Consider the following 19229-nt stretch of genomic DNA (forward strand, 5'->3'; position numbering starts at 1 on the left):
ATCTCATGAGTGATTTGATTAAAGATCTCAGTGAACTGCGTCTAAATTATCAAAAAGGCGAATTACATGAGAATCAAGTGAATGCTGATCCACATGAACAGTTTCTATTGTGGTTTAACCATGCGTTAGAAGCTCAGCTTCACGAACCGTATGCCATGTCATTGGCTACGGCAAATGCCGATGGTCGACCGCACGTACGTACCGTATTACTTCGAGGTGCGGATGAAAATGGTTATGCGTTCTATACCAATTATGACAGCCAAAAAGGACTCGACTTAGTAGCCAATCCTTATGCGCAAATTCTGTTTTATTGGGCAGAACAAGAACGCCAAATTCGCATTTCAGGTCGAGTGGTAAAAATTTCGGAACAAGAATCCGCTGATTATTACCATAAGCGTCCGCGTGATAGTCAAATTGCAGCGCATATTAGTACCCCACAAAGTGGTGTGATTGCGAGCCGTGACGAGCTACAGCAACGCTTTAATGATTTGCATGAGCGTGTGGCAGATCAACAAACTTTAGATAAGCCTGACTTCTGGGGTGGTTACCGTATAGAGCCAGATTATTATGAGTTCTGGCAAGGTCGCCCTAACCGTTTGCACGACCGTTTGTGTTATGAAAAAATCGACGGTGCGTGGAAATTACAACGATTGATGCCATAAATGCCAAAATTTGAAATCAAGCAACGTCCATTTTTAACACGCCCTGAAAATTTTCAGGGCGTGCCTTCATTTATTGCCGAAATTTTGGCACGTCGAGGCGTTGAATCTGAACAAGAACTAGAACTGAAATTAAAATACTTATTAGCGCCAACTATGAAGGGGTTAGATGCTGCAATTCAGTTGATCGACCAAGCCATTGATCAACACAAAAAAATTGTGATTGTCGGTGACTATGATGCTGACGGTGCGACCAGTACAGCACTGATGATGCTTGCACTACGTGACATGGGGGCAGATGTTGATTATTTAGTCCCTGATCGCTTTAAGTATGGCTATGGTTTGACACCTGCTATTGCAGATCTTGCGTTTGCCAACTTTACGCCTGATTTGTTGATTACGGTCGACAATGGCATTTCAAGTCATGATGGAGTTAAGCAAGCTCAAGATCATGGGATGCAAGTAATTATTACCGATCACCATCTCACAACCAAGCCAACGCCTATGGCTGAGGCAGTGGTGAATCCGAATCAACTCGGTTGTGAGTTTCCAAGTAAAGCTTTGGCAGGAGTAGGAGTTGCCTTTTATGTGTTGGCGAACCTATCCAGTCATCGTAAAAAAATGGGCAAGTCTTTTGCACAAATGATCAGCTATTTGGATTTGGTTGCGCTTGGGACCTATGCCGATGTTGCCAGTTTGGACTATAACAACCGAATCTTAATCGACAGTGGTCTAAAGCGGATTCAACAAGGATTATGTCGCCCTGGGATTTCAGCCTTATTAGATATTGCCAAACGTGATCCTGCAGGACTGAAAGCGCAAGACTTAGGTTTTGTGATTGGACCGCGAATTAATGCGGCAGGGCGTATGGAAACCATGGATATTGGCATCGAATGTCTCTTGGCATCCGACTTGGCTACAGCATATCCTTTAGCGGAACAGCTGAATCAACTCAATGTGGAACGTCGTCAGGTAGAAGGTAAAATTAAACAAGAAGCATTGACTGCATTAGATCAAATTCAGCTAGATAAGGATGCAATACCTGCAGCGTTAATTATGTTTGAGCCACATTGGCATCAAGGTGTGATTGGAATTGTGGCAGGACGCTTAAAAGAGCAGTTCCATCGTCCGAGTATCGTTTTTGCCCGTGATGAAGATGGCATTCATATCAAAGGTTCAGCGCGTTCAATTGAGGGAATTCATATTCGGGATGCGATTGAGCGTGTGGCTGAGCAATATCCACATATTGTCAGTCACTTTGGTGGGCATGCTGCAGCTGCAGGTCTAACCATTAAAAAAGAACATTTTGCTGAATTTAAGCAGGTATTTGAGCAGTTGATTGCCAGTCAAGATGAAAGTCTGTTTACTGCAACCTTATGGACGGATGGGGAGTTGCCAGCTTCAGCTTTCCAAATTGAAACGGTGGACGTATTACAAAATTTAAGTCCTTGGGGGCAAATGTTTCCTGCGCCTGTATTCGAGGGAGTATTTAAAATTTTGGATTATCGCTGGCTTAAGGATGTGCACTTGAAACTGCGTGTAGCTTTAGAAAATGGTCAAGTGGTAGAGGCAATCGCCTTTAACGCAGCGGATAAATATCAGTTTGATCCGATGCTCAATGAAATTCGCTTGGTCTATGAGCTGGATAAAAATACCTTTAATGGCAATACCAGTTTACAAATGCGCATTGTACATATGCATCAATAAAAAACCGCTCATTAGAGCGGTTTTTAGCACTCAAAGATTAGAAGCGGTATGCACCACGTACAGCAAAGGTATTACCGTCATCTGCGAAACCAATTCGACCTTCGACACTTACTTGCTGATTGAAGAATTTTTTAGCATTTACACCAAACTCATCAAAAGATCCGCCATTGAAATCTTGATTGAAATAGTCAACACCCACGCTGAGTGTTTTATCAATATAATAATCGCCTCTTAACGAGAACTCGTCTAGATCACCAAATGCAGCTCCAGCCTCTAAATTCACATCATTTGTGCCAATTTGAGTGACATATTTTGCTCGAATAGTAGGGTCAATACCATCATCGTTGTCATCATCCCAACCACGTAAACCAGCTGCGACCAATAAAGATGGTGCTAAGAAATAACCAGCTTCAATTTTATAGTTTGTGACATCATTATCAGGGGTGTTAGGTATTTTTTGAGTTTCCTGAGAAAGATTGGCATTTAGATAGAAATCAGTATTTGGAACAAAGTATTCAATTCCAACACCATAATTCCAGTATTCGACCACATCAAAGTCGTCATAAGATACTTTTGCATTCACGTTGCTCGAACGATTTAAAAATGCAGCTTCGTTCAATGGAGAGTTCTTGATTTGAACAGGATTAAAATAATATGTGCCATCAAGCGCAAAACCTGCAGAATTGCTACCATTATCAGGATCGATCAATTTGGCTGTAGCCCCAACTTCAGCTTGATACGCATGTGCAGTTCCTAAGCTTGCAATAAGTGCAGTCGCAAGTGTAATTTTTTTAAACATATATTGACTCTCTTTGTTATAGAAATATGACTGTTTTGTGACAGCTGATTTCTATTGTAAGAACAAAAGGGGATGAGTCAATGCACAAAAAATGACATTCCATCGGGATTTTGCACAAAAAAAGCCCATCATTAAGATGGGCTTTTAAGAAACACTAAATTTTAATTAAGATATTAGAAGCGATATTTAGCAGCTAAACCGAACTTGTTGTAATCATTATTTGCAAGTTCACCGAAACCTACACGACCTTCTAAGCTTACTTGAGGTGTGAAGAATTTACGTGCGCTTACACCAAACTCGTTTGTATCTGCAGGACCAGTATCTTTACTATAGTAATCCACACCAACACTTAAAGTTTTATCGATGAAGTAATCAGCAGCTAGATTATATTCATCAAGGTCACCGAATGCAGCGCCAGCTTCTAAGTTGATATCTTTACCGTTAGACAATGTAGTTACATATTTAGCACGTAATGTTGGGTCAACACCATCATCATAGTCGTTATCGTAACCCTTAAGACCTGCTGCAATTAATAAGCCAGGTGCAGGCAAATAACCTACTTCAGCACCATAAACTGTCTCATCAAAATCAGGTCCAATATCAAATTTACGATCATCACGACCAACATTACCGCTTACATAAAAATCAGAATTAGGTACGAAGTATTCAACACCTACGCCGTATTGATGTCTTTCATCATCACCAACTTCGCTGTATTGGTATTTCGCATTTACATTACTTGCACGATCAAGGAATGCAGCTTCAGCTAGTGGAGCATTGCGTGTTTGAACTGGTTGGAAATAATAAGTACCATCAACACCAAATGAACCACTTGTACTACCATTATCAGGATCGATAAGACCTGCAGAAGCACCTACTTCAGCTTGATATGCATTTGCAGTTCCAGTTACAGCTAAAGCAGAAAGAAGTGCAGACGCGATTGCTAATTTTTTCATGGATACTTCCCCTCAATAGAGTTAGTTGTTAATACATTTTTTGTTACAAGTTCAGTGTAGGGGAAAATCATGAAGGATCAATCAAGCAAAAGTAACAGTAATGTATCTTGTGTAATTTTTATGTAAAAATAAAAATTTAAGTTATTGATTTTAAAAAATAAAAAAACATGTTAATTCATGTGAAAGATAAGGTGTTTTAGTCATTTTATGTTGCTTTTGAATATGAATTGTATGCAATTTGAACGAAAGTAGCAGTTTTGGAACTGCTACTTCCCCATGTTGAATGGAATTAGAATCGATATGTTCCGTTTATATTAAACTTATCTTCATCATCACTGAATCTTAAAATACTCCCAAGAGAGAGATTATTATTGATAAAGTATTTGCCACGTAATTGATATTCGTCTTTATGAATTTTACTAGTGCTATTCGTATCTCGTGTATAAGCACTACCTAGGCTTAAGCGTTGAGTTAAATAATAATCCCCACCAAATGTAATCGAATCAATATCATGTCCAAAACTACCATCCAATTCTAAATTGAGATATTGACCATTTTGGCCTAATGGGGTGACATATTTGGCTTTTAAAGCAAAAGCATTTTCATCAAAGCCTTCACCTTTATAAGCATTAATACCTACTGCTATCAGTAAATTTTGAATAGGAGTATAACCAACGAGAGCTCTATAGGTGGTTAGATCGAAACGCTGCTTAGCATGAGATGAACCGTTTAGTGAGCTTGAGCGTGACTCCACTTTATAATGTTGACGACCGACCTCACCTGTGAAGTACAGTTGATCAATATAATATTCTCCCCCTATTGAATAGCCGTGCAGCTCTTGTTTGCTTTGTGCAACTGTTTCATTTATATACACTTTATCGTCTTTAATATGCTGAAAACTATATTTCGCTGAAACGCGATTATGGTGGCCAAGAAATGCAGCCTCATTAAGTGGTTTATTTTCAGTATCAACTGCTTTGAAGTAATAAGTACCTTCTGTTTCAAATACACCGTGATAATCAACCTTGAGACTATCATGGTCAAAATAGGTATATTCAGCATCAATTTGAGCTTGGTAGGCCATAGCTGAAGTTGTCAAAGGGAGGATGGCCAAAGCCAAATAGGTTTTGTTCATTTTCATAAGTCTCTGCTTATTGTTGTAAAAATAAAGTAAGTATTTTTTAATAATTAAATGTATTGTTAATAATAACTAAACAATGGTCAAGAGAATATTGAATAAAAAAGCAAACTCTCAAGTTTTACTAGGCTGTGTTAAAATATTGCCAATTTTGATATAGACATATTTAGGATCTACACCGTGGAAATTAATCCTTATCTTCTCCAGCTGAAAGACTTGAACGAACGTGGTCAAACACTACGGGGGTATCTTTGACTACGATCTAAAGAAAGAGCGTTTAGAGGAGGTTCTCCGCGAACTTGAAGATCCAGCAATTTGGAATGATCAAAATCGTGCTCAAGCGATGGCAAAAGAAAAAGGTGAACTCGAAAACGTTTTAAATGTTTTAGATGGTTTAGCAACACAACTTGATGATGCACAAGCGATGCTTGATCTTGCTGTAGAAGCGGATGAAGAAGAAATGCTTGCAGATGTTCAAGCAGAACTTGATTCAGCTGAGGCTGAACTGGCTAAACTTGAATTCAGACGTATGTTTAGTAATCCAATGGATCCAAATCCTTGCTATGTCGAAATTCAAGCGGGGTCAGGTGGTACTGAAGCTCAAGATTGGGCATCTATGCTATTACGTATGTACTTACGTTGGATTGAGCGTCATGGCTTTAAAGCTGAGTTAATGGAAGAATCTGACGGTGATGTAGCTGGGATTAAATCGGCAACTATTCGTGTAGAAGGCGAATATGCTTATGGTTGGTTACGTACTGAATCAGGTGTACATCGCTTAGTCCGTAAATCACCTTTTGACTCAGGCAACCGTCGTCACACTTCATTCTCAGCGGTTTTTGTGTCTCCAGAAATTGATGACAACATTGAAATTGAGATCAATCCAGCAGATGTCCGTACGGATACATACCGCGCTTCAGGTGCAGGTGGTCAGCACATTAACAAAACAGATTCTGCAGTGCGTTTAACCCATGCACCAACTGGAATTGTGGTGGCTTGTCAGAACCAGCGTTCACAACATGCTAACCGTGATCATGCTTGGAAACAGCTTCGTGCTAAATTGTACGAATTGGAAATGAATAAGCGTAATGAAGCAGCTCAAGCACTAGAAGATTCTAAATCGGATATTGGGTGGGGGAGCCAAATTCGATCTTATGTGTTGGATGATTCACGTATTAAGGACTTACGTACTGGCGTTGAAAACTCAAACACGGGTGCAGTGTTAGATGGTGATCTTGATAAATTTATTGAAGCTAGTTTGAAACAAGGGCTTTAATCATTTTTAAAAAAAAGCAGGGCAAAAGCCCTGCTTTTTTTTGTTCTAGCACGAAGCTTGCTAGATTAAATCAGTTCAATGTTAGAATCAGAATTATTCGGCACAGTCATTCATAAACTCGATTTGTTAAATATCGTAATAATTCGATATTAATATCTATAAAAATCGATATAATGAGTTCAGCACAGTGCAGATCATTAACTTGAGTGAAATGAGATGGATACTGAAGCAATTTTTAAAGCCTTATCGAACCCGATACGCCGCCAAATTTTACAATGTTTAAAAGATCCAGAGCGCTTTATTCCACAAGATGAGTGCGTGCAAGATTTTAGTCGTGGCGTATGTGCAGGACAGATTGAAAAAATTGCAGATGTATCTCAGTCAACCATGTCTAATCATTTATCTGTTTTACAACAAGCAGGTTTGGTTCATGTTACTAAGCATGGTCAATGGTCTTATTTTTCTCGTAATGAAGCACTGATAAAAAGTTTTGCAGAACACCTTCAACAATCACTCTAACGATAATGAGTGAAGAGGATAAATGAATGACTGATTTTAGTAGCCCAGTAGTCTTTGGTGAATTAAAGCTCAAAAATCGCGTGGTTATGGCACCTTTAACGCGTAGTCGTGCGACAGATGATCGTGTACCAACAGAAATGATGGCTGAGTATTATGCGCAACGTGCAAGTAGTGGATTAATTATCTCAGAAGCGACCGTAATTTCTGAGGAGGCGAATGGCTATTTAAATACGCCAGGATTATTCACTGATGCTCAAGTGGAAGGGTGGAAGAAAGTAACCCAAGCTGTTCATGACAAAGATGGCTTAATTGTCGCTCAGCTTTGGCATGTTGGACGTGTGTCACATCCAGATTTACTGAAGGGTGATATACCCGTTTCGGCGAGTGCTGTTCAACAAGCCGGACATGTCAGTTTGTTGCGTCCGAAACGTCCTTATGTCTTGCCACGTCCATTAGAAATTTCTGAAATTCACGCGATTACAGCGCAATATAAACAAGCAGCAATTCGTGCTAAAGAGGCAGGATTTGATGGTGTGGAATTGCATGCGGCGAATGGTTATTTAATTGATCAATTCTTGCAATCGAAAACCAATCAGCGTGAAGATGAATATGGCGGCTCGGTGGAAAATCGTGCGCGTTTCTTGTTAGAAGTCGTGGATGAGCTAATTGAAGTTTGGGGTGCTGGTCGAGTAGGTGTACATTTAGCTCCTCGTGGTGATGAACACGATATGGGTGATGATGATCCACGTGAAACTTTCGGTTATGTGTTAGAACAACTCGGTCAAAGACATATTGCATTTTTCTTTACACGTGAATATTTGGCAGAAGACAGTATTAGTCAAGAATTAAAAGCGCGTGGACAAGGTATTCCTTTTATTGCCAATATGCGTTTAAGTCGAGAGGATGCTTTACAACTTCTCACTTCAGGTCAAGCTGATGCAGTGTCTTTTGGTAAAGATTATATCGCCAATCCTGATTTATATGAGCGTTTGGTACACAATGCTCCTTTGAATGAATTAAAGTTAGAAAATATGATCGGGACGAATGTGGCTGAAGGCTATATCGATTATCCTTTTTTACAAGGAAATTGAAATTTAAGATAAGTATTTGAACCGAAAAAATTCGCAGGGTATGATCTCAACTTCGTGGTCATGCCCTATTTTTTTAAGAAAGCTCGAGGTCTTACGTTTTGACAACTCCATTTTGGTATAACGCAGCATTGGCTTTACTAAAGCCAATTTATAAATGGCGTATAAAAAAGCGAGCAGACAATATTGAGCAATTTCATCAAGAGTGCTTAGAGCGCTTCGGTCCGTTTCAATCTCCAAAAAATCTTAATGCGATATGGTTTCATGTGGTTTCAGTTGGAGAAACCAATGCTGCACAACCTCTGATAGAACATTATTTAAAGCTTGGGTATGCTGTGTTGGTTACGAATACCACCAAAACAGGTCAGGCACGAGCTAAATCTTTATTTGCAAAAGCACCATATGTAGATCTTTTTCAAGCAGTATATTTACCTGCAGATCAAAAAAAATTAGTCAGTGCTTTTTTTAAAAAATATCAACCTAAAATGTTGGTTTTGGTTGAAACAGAACTATGGCCCAATTTAATTGATCAGGCGAAAATTAGTAAAATACCCACTTTTTTGGTGAACGCACGTTTATCTAAAAAGTCAGCAAAAGGATACGCCAAAGTACCAAGTATTACTCAGCCTATGCTCAGCGGTCTGACTCAACTTTTGGCTCAAGATGAAGCTTCACTGAATCGATTTAGGGCTTTAGGTGCTGCTACAGCGCATAGTCAAACAGTAGGTAGTATTAAGTTTGATATTCATGCGCCCGAAGAAATGCTATTGAAAGCGCAACAAATTCATCAAGATTGGGATTTGCAAGCACGCCAAATTATTACGATTGCAAGCACACATCATCCTGAAGAGAAAAATCTGTTATCTAAGTTTAAAGATTATTTAAATGATCATCCTGCCGTCTTGCTGATTATTGTACCGCGTCATCCAGAACGTTTTGATGAAGTTGCACAAGCCATTCAAAGTCATGAGTTAAAAATGCATCGACGTAGTTTAGGTGAAATCATTGAGGCTGATACACAAGTTTATGTTGCTGATAGTATGGGTGAAATGTGGATTTGGTATGCATTGAGCCAAGCAAGTTTTGTGGGTGGATCATTAAATGAACCTGGCGGTGGGCATAATATCTTAGAGCCAATATCACTCAATGTCCCGACTGTGATTGGACCGAACTACTTTAACTTTCAAACCATTGTCGATGAATTTGTGGAAGAAAAAGGGATTCTAATCGGTCAAACTACGGAAGAGGTGGTGAATCATCTTATTCAGTGCTTATCTCAGGATGAAACGATTTTAGCAGTACAAAATCAGGCTCAAAAGATCATGCAACGGAATACAGGGTCATTGCAAAAACATATTCATGTCCTGAATCAATACCTTTAGTTTTTAAGTATATGAATATTGTATTGCTTGATCCTGCATCAGCACAGGATGACCTCTGGACGATTCAATCTGCACGCCAAATTGAGCATCTGAAGCATCAACTTGATATTAAAATTGGAGATACTTTAAAGGTTGGTATTAGAGGTGCTGGTCGATATACAGCTGTGGTCATAGAAATTTCTGAAAGGAAAATCTTAATTCAGCCACTTTATGAAGAGCCTGTACCGAAGAAATTACCTGTAACGTTAATCGTTGCTATGCCTAGACCGAAAGTATTGAGACGATTGATTCAAGATGCTGTAACTTTAGGCGTAGAAAAAATCATTTTGCTGCACAGCTATCGGGTCGATAAAAGCTATTGGCAAACACCATTTTTACAGCAAATTGATCACTATGTTCAACTGGGCTTAGAACAAGCGGGTGATACATTTCCACCTGAAATCGAAATGTATAAACGCTTTAAACCTTTTGTGGAAGATGTTCTTCCTCAAATGATTTCCGTTGAACGACCAGCTTATGTAGCACATCCTTATGCAACCCACAGTATGCCTCATGCGATTGAGCACCCGTGTACGATATTGATTGGGCCTGAAGGTGGTTATATTCCTTATGAGATTGATTTACTCATAAAAAACGGCTGCCAAGCTGTCAGCTTAGGCAACCGAATTATTCGTACTGAGACGGTGATTCCTTATGTGTTAGGTCGTCTGTTTAGCACGTGGTGATTCATCTTCTTGTGAAGAATCTCCGCGATAGACTTTAACCTCTTGAACTGGATATGGAATTGAGATTTCATGTTCAGCAAAAGCTTGAATCACTTTTTCTTGAACTAAACTAATAGATGTAGATGTCGCAGTTTCACCCGTATTCACCCACCAACGTACAGTGAGGTTGATTGAGAAATCAGCTAAGGCAGAGACATTCACGCTAAATGCAGGTTGACTGAGGATTTGTTGATCCCGGTCTAAAATACTCAAAATAATATCTTTCGCTTTTTGAACATCATCTTCGTAACCAATACCGACCACGAATTCACAACGACGACGTGGATATGCCGTATTAACAGTAACTGCATTGGTATAAACTGTTGCGTTGGGAATGACGATACGACGACCATCAGGTGAACGTAAGTAGGTTGCACGAATTTGAATATCTTCAACGGTCCCTTCTAAACCATTCACAATGATATCGTCGCCAATTTTGAAGGGTTCACCGAGTAGAATTAAGATACCAGAGAGCAGGTTTTGAAAAATATCTTTAAATGCAAAACCAATTGCGACAGATCCGATCCCCAGTGCACTCATCAGCTGTCCAGGTGTAAACCCTGGAATTGCAATAACCATCGCGATTAAGAAGCCAAAGAAAATAATAAAAGAGCTACCGACGCGGTTGAGGACGAGCACTAAATTTTGTTTGGTATATGAACGCTCTGAAAGTGCTTTTCTGACAAATAATTTGAACAGCTTAGACAACAACCAAAATAAGGTAAATACAATCAAAGCAATACAGATATAAGGGATTCGTTCCCAAAAGCCATCCATGATTTTATCAATGGTGGTATATGCATCATTGTATTTCGCAGTATGTGCAATGACGGTTTGAGCCGTTTTCTCACTTGCATCTTGTAGAAGTTGAGTCGTACCTTGAGCCACCTGACTCAAAGAATTTTGTTGTTCAGCCACGAGTGTTCCAAATGTATTGAATGTTTACATTTTGCCTGAAAATAGAGTGAATAAAAATCACGTTCTCAAGTTTTATCGTCATTTATATTCATTGAATAAACTGAAAATAACAAAAAAAATTGTATGTTTTTATAAACATTCAGCACCTTGTCCAACAAAAAAATCGAAATGGTATTTATTGATAAAAAAATGGAGTTTTTTGACAACGACAGATTTTACTTGCTTAGGAATGATGATCAGCAATGATTCGGATCATTGATTGTTAGATATTTTAGGTTGTTCAAATGGCAAGAAGATACGGATAACTTTTGAAATAAATGAATGCTCAGTCTACGACCAAAGCATGATTGTTTGAAATTTTAAAGTATAGTCATACTCAAGATATAAGACAAAAAATGATCAGTATGATCAAGACAACTCTCGAGATGAGAAACATAAATCAAGGATGCGAATTATGAATGAAATATATCCAGTACCTGAAGTTTTTAAAAAAACTGCACGAACCAATGAAGAGCAATATTTCGAGCGGTATAAAGCATCTATTGAAAACCCCGAAGCGTTTTGGACCGAAGCAGCCAAGAAACTAGACTGGATTAAGCCTTTTACACAAGTCAAAAATACCAACTTTGATAAAGAGAATTACAAAGTTGAATGGTTTGCAGATGGCCAATTAAATGTCAGTGAAAACTGTCTCGATCGACATTTAAAAGAACACCCACATAAACCTGCGATTATTTGGGAAGGTGATCATCCGTCACGCCATAAAATTATTTCATTTGAAGAATTACACGATGAAGTTTGTCGTTTTGCCAATGTCCTTAAGAAGCATGGCGTGACTAAAGGCGACCGTGTTGTTCTGTATATGCCAATGGTTCCTGAAGCAGCCATTGCGATGTTGGCATGTACGCGTATTGGTGCGGTACATTGCGTGGTGTTTGGAGGTTTTTCACCAGATTCTTTAGCAAGCCGTATTGATGATAGCCAAGCAAAAGTTATCATTACAGCAGACTCCGGCATGCGTGGTGGTAAGCCAATTCCACTGAAAGAAAACGTTGATGCAGCGATGGAGCTTGAAGGGACGAGCTCTGTACAAAATGTCATTGTGGTGCATCGTACTGGTAACCCAATCACAATGCATGAAGGTCGTGACCTGTGGTATCACATGGAAATCATGACAGTCACAGATATCTGTCCACCTGAACCAATGAATTCAGAGGATCCGCTGTTTATTTTATATACTTCAGGCTCAACGGGTAAACCTAAAGGTGTGCTACATACTACAGGCGGTTATCTGACTTACGCGAACTTTACCTTTAGGGAAGTATTTGATTTAAAACAAGACGATATTTTCTGGTGTACCGCTGATGTCGGTTGGATTACTGGTCATTCTTATGTGTTGTATGGTCCACTTTCAAATGGGACGACAACATTGATGTTTGAGGGTGTTCCACAATACCCAACTTGGGCACGCACTGGACATATTGTAGATAAGCACAACGTCACAATTTTATATACGGCACCAACGGCGATCCGAGCGATGATGCGTGAAGGTGATGCATTTATCCGTGAAAGTGACCGTAGTAGCTTACGCTTGTTGGGCTCAGTCGGTGAGCCAATTAATCCTGAAGCTTGGAACTGGTACTACACCGTAGTTGGTGAAAGTCGTTGTCCAATTGTAGATACATGGTGGCAAACTGAAACAGGTGGCTTCATGATTTCGCCTTTACCGGGCGCAACTGCACTTAAACCTGGTTCTGCAACACGCCCATTCTTTGGTGTACAACCTGCTTTGGTTGATACTGATGGCAAAGAGCTAGAAGGAGAGGCTGAAGGTAATTTGGTGATCAAAGATTCTTGGCCAGGACAAATGCGTACCATTTGGGGTGATCCAGAACGTTTTATCGAGGCATATTTCTCAACTTATCCAGGGAATTATTTCACGGGAGATGGTGCACGCCGTGATAAAGATGGTTATTACTGGATTACGGGGCGAGTGGATGATGTTCTGAACGTTTCGGGACACCGCTTGGGGACTGCAGAGATTGAAAGTGCATTGGTTGCACATGAACATGTTGCAGAAGCAGCCGTTGTGGGTATGCCACATGACATCAAAGGTCAAGGGATTGCAGCCTATGTAACTTTACAGGCAGATACGCCAGAGTCAGAAGAACTCAGGAAAGAGCTGGTAGGTTGGGTAAGAAAAGTTTTAGGACCTGTGGCTACACCAGATGCAATTTATTGGGCGCCAGCATTACCCAAAACACGTTCAGGCAAGATTATGCGCCGAATTTTGAGAAAAATTGCCGCTAATGAGCTAGATAGTTTGGGCGATACCTCAACTTTGGCAGATCCACAGGTCGTGGATCAATTAATTGCTGAAGTGAAATCACAGCAGTAATCCTGATTAAACAGATGAAGTCATGTTTTAAATACCGTTAGTTCAACTAGCGGTATTTTTAGTTCAGTGATAAGAAAAGCAGGCATTGTGATAAGTCAAATCATGTTGATCTGCTAAGCTTATCAGCAGATGCGATACGGAATATAACAATGAATTCTCCCCTAAATTTTAATCCTGAAACGCCACTTGAGACTGCGCAAATACTTGCATCTGAGTTTGCGAAAACCGCAGCAGAACGAGATAAACAAGGTGGAAATCCAAAGGCTCAGCGAGATCTAATTCGACAAAGTGGTTTGTTGTCTTTATCTATTCCAAAAGAATTTGGTGGGCAAGGTGCAACATGGAGCACGATTTTTAAAACCATTCAAACCATTGCTCAAGTCGATAGTTCGCTTGCGCATGTATATGGCTTTCATCATTTGCTTATAGCGACGGTACAACTTTTTGCACAGCCAGCTCAATATGGAGATTGGTTTAGACAGACCGCCAAACACAACTTATTTTGGGGAAATACGTTAAATCCATTAGATCGTAGAACAACCGCGAAACAAGTTTCTGACGAAGAATTTATCTTCCATGGTGATAAAAGTTTTTGTTCTGGATCAATTGATTCAGATATCCTGCTCTGTTCGGGATTTAATGAAGATGGAAAGTTACTGATTGGCGTGATTCCAACAGCACGAGAGGGTGTGAGCTTTCTTGGGGATTGGAATAATATGGGGCAACGTCAAACGGATAGTGGTACCAGTCATTTTGAACAGGTCAAAATTCGCAAGGATGAATTACTCCTCAATCCCGGTCCTTTAAGTACACCTTATTCAAGTTTGAGACCGCTAATTGCTCAACTGATTTTCGTGCATTTATTTTTAGGTGTTGCTGAGGGAGCGTTCAATGTTGCGAAAGAGACAGTTCAAACACAAAAAGCTTGGTCGAAATCACTGGTTGAACAAGCGGTGAATGATCCATTTACCCAAAAGCATTTCGCCGAATTTTATGTGCAACTTGAAGGTGTGCGCTTGCTCGCGGAAAAAGCGATCAATACATTACAAAAGGCGTGGGATGAAGGGGAAACATTAACTGCGGAGCAACGTGGTGAAGTCTCAATTACAATCGCTACCGCCAAAATCGCAGCGACTCATACTTCACTTTATGTGACACAAAATATTTTTCAAGTGATGGGCGCACGCGCCACTACTGCAAAACTGAATTTAGATCGATTCTGGCGTAATGTACGAACCCAAACCCTGCATGATCCAATTGATTATAAATATCAGGAAGTCGGAGAGTGGGCATTAACTGGAAAAGTTCCAGATCCGAGTTTCTACTCTTAGATCGAATTGATTATGAAAAAAGCCTCTATCGTAGAGGCTTTTATTTATTTTTGATGAATATTTTCTAAAGTATCGACAAGCGTACGTGTCATCTGATCAATTTCGTAATTGACTTGATCGCCGACTTGAACATATTTCCATGTGGTTAAGCGTAAAGTTTCTGGAATAAGATCGATTGAGATTTGATTGTTTGCACGATCAACTCGATTGACTGTCAAACTGCAGCCATTTAAACCGATAAAGCCCTTTAAGAAGAAATATTTGATATTGCCATTTGGAATTTCAAGGTCGATATGAAACGTTTCACCATTTTTGCTTAAATGCTTTACGGTTGCAGTGCCTTCAATATGACCATATAAATTATGCCCACCATTCTCAGCACCTACTTTAGCGGAGCGTTCAATGTTGACCTCATCACCGACGTTGAGTTGACCTAAAGTGGTTAATTCAAGTGTTAGATTTGAAACATCAAAATGCACTTGACCAGCGATCAGATCAATTTGTGTAGCGGTTAAGCAAACACCATTAATCGCAACACTGGCACCGATAAATACATCATGAAAAAGATTGAGCGCATTAGAAATAACAAAAGTCCGATATCCCTCTTTATGCTGTATATCTAATACTTTTTCTAACCCTTGCACGATACCTGTATACATAATAAACCTTTGCCTAAAAATAAACCTTAATTGCTTTTAATCCTAACTGAGATCGTAGAGATGATCATCTTACGCAGATTGATTGGTTCTGGGTAAAAAGAAGGTCAATAAACCCAGTAGTGGTAAGTATGAGCTAAAGTGAAATACCCAACGAATACCTTGATGATCTGCCACATAGCCCAAAGCTGCTGCCGCGATACCGCTGATCCCAAACATCAAACCAAACATCAAACCAGAGACCATGCCGACACGACCTGGCATCGCTTCTTGTGCATATACAACCATTGCTGAAAATGCGGAAGACATAATCAATCCAGCAAGAATCGCAAAGATACACGTCCACATCAAATTCACATGTGGCATGAGTAATGCAAAGGGTGCCATGCCAATGAAGGAAATCCAAATGACAGCTTTACGACCTATTTTGTCACCGATAGGGCCGCCAGCAAAAGTACCGATTGCTACTGCAGCTAAAAAAGCAAATAAATAAAGCTGAGCCTGTTGAATACTGACCTGAAACTTTTCGATCAAATAGAAGGTATAGTAATTTCCAATACTTGCAATGTACGTGAATTTTGCAAACATTAACGCACAGATAATCACAATTCCCTGTACAAGTTTAGAACCTTTCAACGGTGTTGATTGCTTGGCTTTTACTGCTGAAGCAGCTTGAACAGCATATTGAATGGTCCATCGACTGATTCTGTAAAGCAGATAAATAGCGAAAATGGCAAATATCATGAGCCAAGCAACTGAGGCTTGGCCGTTCGGTACAATAATTGCTGCGGCCAACAGTGGCCCAACGGCAGAGCCGCTATTACCACCCACTTGAAAAGCGGATTGAGCAGTTCCGAAGCGACCACCTGATGCTGTTCTCGCTACTCGTGAGGCTTCTGGGTGAAAGGCAGATGAGCCCACACCGATGAGTGCTGCTGAAATCAGTAAGATTGGAAAAGTCCATGCAAATGCCAGCAGAACGATACCTAGCAGTGTAACGCACATACCCAAAGGGAGGAGGTAGGGCTTAGGATGCTTATCAGTGTAGAGTCCAACCCAAGGTTGCAGAATAGATGCAGTCATTTGATAGACCAAAGAAATAATCCCGATTTGGGTAAAGCTCAAGTCAAAATTAAGTTTCAGCATGGGATAAATGGCAGGTAAGCAAGACTGGATCAGATCATGTAATCCATGCGCTAATGCAATAGCGAAAATAATATGAACCGCCATTTTATTCGCTGAAGCACCAGAGGAATTGTTTGAATGTTCTATTGATTGAATTGAACCCATAAGGCTGTGCTGTCTTCATTTTTGAGGTGATTATAACCGTGCAACAGCGGAACAATGTACGATTTATTCAATTTTCGATGTACTGTTGCTGATCAGATTATATGAACTATCCAATAAAAAGCCCCCAAGCCGAGCCTTGGGGGGTAAGTTGCTACTGCATGACGCTATTATTATAGTTATCAGGGTCAAAACAAGACTGAACAAAGCGCTGATTTCATTCAGATCGTTGTTAATTAATCGAAGACCAATTAAGCTGATTTAGCGGTGATGTGTTGTTGCTGTTCAGCTTCGAGTTTTCGAACTAAAGGCAGTACTTTTTCACCAAAATATTCAACTTCCTCTATAAAATGTAAGAAGCCAGATAAGATCAGGTCCACACCAACTGATTTTAATTCAACGATACGTTCAGCAATTTGTTGCGGTGTACCGATGAGATTTGTTCTGAACCCGTCGTTGTATTGGACAAGATCTTCAAATGTTGATTTTGCCCAGTTACCTTCACCTTCTTGAGTTGCGGCACCAGCTTCACGAGTTGCATCACCAAAGGCATTGACTGCTTCTACATTTGCATTGTCAATGATTTCTTGAAGTACAGCTTTTGCTTCCTCTTCAGTATCGCGAGCAATGATAAAGGCATTCACCCCAATTTTGACTTGATGGTGATTCAGCTTGGCTTTTTCACGGATGTCATCAATCTGCTTTTTAATTTCAGCAGGCGTGTTTCCATTGGTGAAATACCAATCAGAAACACGAGATGCCATATCACGTGCGGCACGCGAGCTACCCCCTTGGAAAATTTCAATATGTGGGCTTTGAACAGGTTTTGGCTTCAAGGTGTAGTCTTTAAATTGATAATATTTTCCATCAAAACTAAAGTTATCCTGCGTCCAAATGCCTTTTAAGCTACGAATAAACTCCTCTGAACGTGCATATCGTTGATCGTGTTCAGGCCATTCTTCACCGATGGCATCAAATTCACCACGGAACCATCCGCTCACAACATTAATAGCGATACGACCATTGGTTAAATGATCAATTGTCGCGAGCTGTTTAGCCGCCAGCGCGGGTTTCCAAGGGCCTGGTAAAATTGCTGCGATTACACGTAACTTTTCAGTTTTTGCCAATAAGCCATGACTAAAGCTTACAGATTCATGCTGATTCTCAGCACCGTATCCTGCCGTGAATCGAATCTGTGTCAAAGCATATTCAAATCCACTTTTTTCAGCAGCTTGCGCGAGTCGAACATTGTAGTCGTAGCTCCAGTCTGTTCGTTGTTCAACATTACTGACGACAAGACCACCACTGACATTTGGAACCCAATAGGCAAATTTAATCGCTTGTTTTTCTGCATTAGACATGGCTTATACCCTCATTGATTCAATTATATTTATGCCACTTCAATTTTTGGGGCAGCATTATTCTTGTGATGCAAGCGTGACTCTGCTGCATCTAAACTTGGTACTGCTGCTGAAGGCAATACTTCTTCTTGTTCGATTTGTTTGTTAATGCCCAAGTTTTGATTGGCTTGTTGGGTTTTATCTTTCACAACCTCAGCACGTTTACCTTTGGCTGGTGCCCACTCTAAAATTGGTAAAGCACGAGCAATGGCTAAGGTAATGCGCGCACGTAATAGTTCACTGTGAATGGTGTATTCAGGCGTAAAATCACGATCAGTTGCATAAACTCCAATTGGCAAAGTCTGTGCTTGGAAGAAGCTAAATAAAGGACGCAATTGATGCTCAAGTACTAAGGCATGGCGATCACTGCCCCCTGATGCAGCTAGTAATACAGGCACATCAACCAGCGCAGTTTGTTCTACAAAGTCAAAGAAATGTTTAAATAAACCTGTGAAAGATGCGCGATATACGGGCGTTCCCACAATCAATGCATCCGCGGCTTCAACAGCAGCAAGATCATCTTGAACACGTTGCGGCAGCTGATTGCGATAAATGGCACCACCTAATAAATGACCGATTTCGCTAAATTTAATAAAATGCACATTAATAGGTGTTGCTTCACCTAACTCATCCAAAATCGCTTGAACAAGCGCTTCAGTTTTTGAAGGATTATTTAGACCGCCAGAGACAGCAACGATATTTAATGGTTTTTGTTGAGCAGTAGACATAGTACAAACCTAAAAATTTAAAATTAATCTCGGATGCACTATTTATGTGGATTAATGCTTATTCTGTAAAATAAGCAAAATAATAATAAATATCATTTTTGCGTATATAGCGGGAATTTAATCTTCTTGAGATATAAATTAGTGATAAATAACTGAATAAACTTATATTTATGATTATGAATAAGCTATTTCAGTATTTGAATAAATTTTATATTTAAAAGTG

At 39.9% G+C, this 19229-nt stretch carries 17 protein-coding genes; 9 read left to right on the forward strand and 8 right to left on the reverse strand.

Annotated elements, in window-relative coordinates; all coding sequences use genetic code 11:
- Nucleotides 1-5: 5 nt before the first annotated feature.
- The gene (gene pdxH / locus AC1M9M_RS04695; RefSeq protein WP_481595745.1) at nucleotides 6-662 is read left to right on the forward strand and encodes a pyridoxamine 5'-phosphate oxidase; all 657 of its coding nucleotides are present in this window, start codon (nucleotides 6-8) and stop codon (nucleotides 660-662) included.
- Nucleotides 663-2366: a single-stranded-DNA-specific exonuclease RecJ gene (recJ, locus tag AC1M9M_RS04700; protein WP_481595746.1), complete on the forward strand. Its 1704-nt coding sequence runs from the start codon at nucleotides 663-665 to the stop codon at nucleotides 2364-2366.
- A 37-nt stretch (nucleotides 2367-2403) separates the two neighbouring features.
- Here the strand turns inward: recJ and AC1M9M_RS04705 are convergent, their stop codons facing one another.
- The 3 genes from AC1M9M_RS04705 to AC1M9M_RS04715 form a co-directional block, all read right to left on the reverse strand.
- On the reverse strand, nucleotides 2404-3165 hold the full coding sequence (locus AC1M9M_RS04705; RefSeq protein ID WP_481595747.1) for a putative porin: 762 nt from the start codon (nucleotides 3163-3165) through the stop codon (nucleotides 2404-2406).
- A 173-nt stretch (nucleotides 3166-3338) separates the two neighbouring features.
- Nucleotides 3339-4121, reverse strand: coding sequence for a putative porin (locus tag AC1M9M_RS04710; protein WP_035265806.1), 783 nt, complete (start codon nucleotides 4119-4121; stop codon nucleotides 3339-3341).
- A 289-nt stretch (nucleotides 4122-4410) separates the two neighbouring features.
- Complete coding sequence (locus tag AC1M9M_RS04715; RefSeq protein WP_481595748.1) at nucleotides 4411-5262, reverse strand: putative porin; 852 nt, start codon at nucleotides 5260-5262, stop codon at nucleotides 4411-4413.
- A gap of 177 nt (nucleotides 5263-5439) precedes the next feature.
- On the opposite strand from AC1M9M_RS04715, the gene prfB reads away from it, so the two are divergent.
- From prfB to AC1M9M_RS04740, 5 genes are all read left to right on the forward strand, one after another.
- Nucleotides 5440-6535, forward strand: a protein-coding gene (prfB, locus tag AC1M9M_RS04720) for a peptide chain release factor 2 (RefSeq protein WP_481591851.1) whose coding sequence is annotated in 2 segments (ribosomal slippage) — nucleotides 5440-5511 and nucleotides 5513-6535 — 1095 coding nt in all. Because the reading frame shifts where the segments join, the coding sequence is not laid out codon by codon here.
- A 216-nt stretch (nucleotides 6536-6751) separates the two neighbouring features.
- On the forward strand, nucleotides 6752-7054 hold the full coding sequence (locus AC1M9M_RS04725) for an ArsR/SmtB family transcription factor (RefSeq protein ID WP_035265803.1): 303 nt from the start codon (nucleotides 6752-6754) through the stop codon (nucleotides 7052-7054).
- A gap of 26 nt (nucleotides 7055-7080) precedes the next feature.
- Nucleotides 7081-8145 (forward strand): alkene reductase, encoded by a 1065-nt coding sequence (locus tag AC1M9M_RS04730; RefSeq protein ID WP_481588808.1) that lies wholly within the window; start codon nucleotides 7081-7083, stop codon nucleotides 8143-8145.
- A 98-nt stretch (nucleotides 8146-8243) separates the two neighbouring features.
- The gene (locus AC1M9M_RS04735; protein WP_481595749.1) at nucleotides 8244-9524 is read left to right on the forward strand and encodes a 3-deoxy-D-manno-octulosonic acid transferase; all 1281 of its coding nucleotides are present in this window, start codon (nucleotides 8244-8246) and stop codon (nucleotides 9522-9524) included.
- Between the two features lie 11 nt (nucleotides 9525-9535).
- A complete protein-coding gene (locus AC1M9M_RS04740; protein WP_481595750.1) occupies nucleotides 9536-10249 on the forward strand; it encodes a 16S rRNA (uracil(1498)-N(3))-methyltransferase in 714 nt (237 codons plus the stop codon).
- Here the strand turns inward: AC1M9M_RS04740 and AC1M9M_RS04745 are convergent.
- Nucleotides 10223-11206: a mechanosensitive ion channel family protein gene (locus AC1M9M_RS04745; protein WP_481586863.1), complete on the reverse strand. Its 984-nt coding sequence runs from the start codon at nucleotides 11204-11206 to the stop codon at nucleotides 10223-10225. The two genes, AC1M9M_RS04740 and AC1M9M_RS04745, sit on opposite strands and share 27 nt — an antisense overlap.
- 454 nt (nucleotides 11207-11660) lie before the next feature.
- Here AC1M9M_RS04745 and acs point away from each other — a divergent pair, with 454 nt between their 5' ends.
- Nucleotides 11661-13604, forward strand: a complete 1944-nt coding sequence (gene acs / locus AC1M9M_RS04750; protein ID WP_481595751.1) for an acetate--CoA ligase — start codon at nucleotides 11661-11663, stop codon at nucleotides 13602-13604.
- A gap of 149 nt (nucleotides 13605-13753) precedes the next feature.
- Entirely contained in the window at nucleotides 13754-14935 is a 1182-nt protein-coding gene (locus AC1M9M_RS04755) for an acyl-CoA dehydrogenase family protein (RefSeq protein ID WP_481595752.1), read from the forward strand.
- Nucleotides 14936-14979: 44 nt separating this feature from the next.
- On the opposite strand, the gene AC1M9M_RS04760 is transcribed toward AC1M9M_RS04755, so the two are convergent.
- The 4 genes from AC1M9M_RS04760 to msuE form a co-directional block, all read right to left on the reverse strand.
- A complete protein-coding gene (locus AC1M9M_RS04760) occupies nucleotides 14980-15594 on the reverse strand; it encodes a riboflavin synthase subunit alpha (protein WP_481586860.1) in 615 nt (204 codons plus the stop codon).
- A 69-nt stretch (nucleotides 15595-15663) separates the two neighbouring features.
- Nucleotides 15664-16821 carry an MFS transporter gene (locus AC1M9M_RS04765; RefSeq protein WP_481595791.1) on the reverse strand — a complete coding sequence of 386 codons (1158 nt, stop codon included), beginning with the start codon at nucleotides 16819-16821 and terminating at the stop codon, nucleotides 15664-15666.
- Between the two features lie 308 nt (nucleotides 16822-17129).
- On the reverse strand, nucleotides 17130-18239 hold the full coding sequence (gene sfnG / locus AC1M9M_RS04770; protein WP_035265790.1) for a dimethylsulfone monooxygenase SfnG: 1110 nt from the start codon (nucleotides 18237-18239) through the stop codon (nucleotides 17130-17132).
- 29 nt (nucleotides 18240-18268) lie between these two features.
- Complete coding sequence (gene msuE, locus AC1M9M_RS04775; protein ID WP_035265789.1) at nucleotides 18269-19006, reverse strand: FMN reductase; 738 nt, start codon at nucleotides 19004-19006, stop codon at nucleotides 18269-18271.
- Nucleotides 19007-19229: the final 223 nt, after the last annotated feature.

The sequence above is a fragment of the Acinetobacter sp. ANC_7503 genome (genome assembly GCF_056780035.1).

Coding starts and splice junctions, on each gene's coding strand:
- AC1M9M_RS04725 (WP_035265803.1), top strand. CDS start 6,752: ATGGATACTGAAGCAATTTTTAAAGCCTTATCGAACCCGATACGCCGC.
- acs (WP_481595751.1), top strand. CDS start 11,661: ATGAATGAAATATATCCAGTACCTGAAGTTTTTAAAAAAACTGCACGA.
- AC1M9M_RS04760 (WP_481586860.1), bottom strand. CDS start 15,594: ATGTATACAGGTATCGTGCAAGGGTTAGAAAAAGTATTAGATATACAG.
- AC1M9M_RS04705 (WP_481595747.1), bottom strand. CDS start 3,165: ATGTTTAAAAAAATTACACTTGCGACTGCACTTATTGCAAGCTTAGGA.
- sfnG (WP_035265790.1), bottom strand. CDS start 18,239: ATGTCTAATGCAGAAAAACAAGCGATTAAATTTGCCTATTGGGTTCCA.
- AC1M9M_RS04710 (WP_035265806.1), bottom strand. CDS start 4,121: ATGAAAAAATTAGCAATCGCGTCTGCACTTCTTTCTGCTTTAGCTGTA.
- msuE (WP_035265789.1), bottom strand. CDS start 19,006: ATGTCTACTGCTCAACAAAAACCATTAAATATCGTTGCTGTCTCTGGC.
- AC1M9M_RS04730 (WP_481588808.1), top strand. CDS start 7,081: ATGACTGATTTTAGTAGCCCAGTAGTCTTTGGTGAATTAAAGCTCAAA.
- AC1M9M_RS04740 (WP_481595750.1), top strand. CDS start 9,536: ATGAATATTGTATTGCTTGATCCTGCATCAGCACAGGATGACCTCTGG.
- AC1M9M_RS04755 (WP_481595752.1), top strand. CDS start 13,754: ATGAATTCTCCCCTAAATTTTAATCCTGAAACGCCACTTGAGACTGCG.
- pdxH (WP_481595745.1), top strand. CDS start 6: ATGAGTGATTTGATTAAAGATCTCAGTGAACTGCGTCTAAATTATCAA.
- recJ (WP_481595746.1), top strand. CDS start 663: ATGCCAAAATTTGAAATCAAGCAACGTCCATTTTTAACACGCCCTGAA.
- AC1M9M_RS04715 (WP_481595748.1), bottom strand. CDS start 5,262: ATGAAAATGAACAAAACCTATTTGGCTTTGGCCATCCTCCCTTTGACA.
- AC1M9M_RS04765 (WP_481595791.1), bottom strand. CDS start 16,821: ATGGCGGTTCATATTATTTTCGCTATTGCATTAGCGCATGGATTACAT.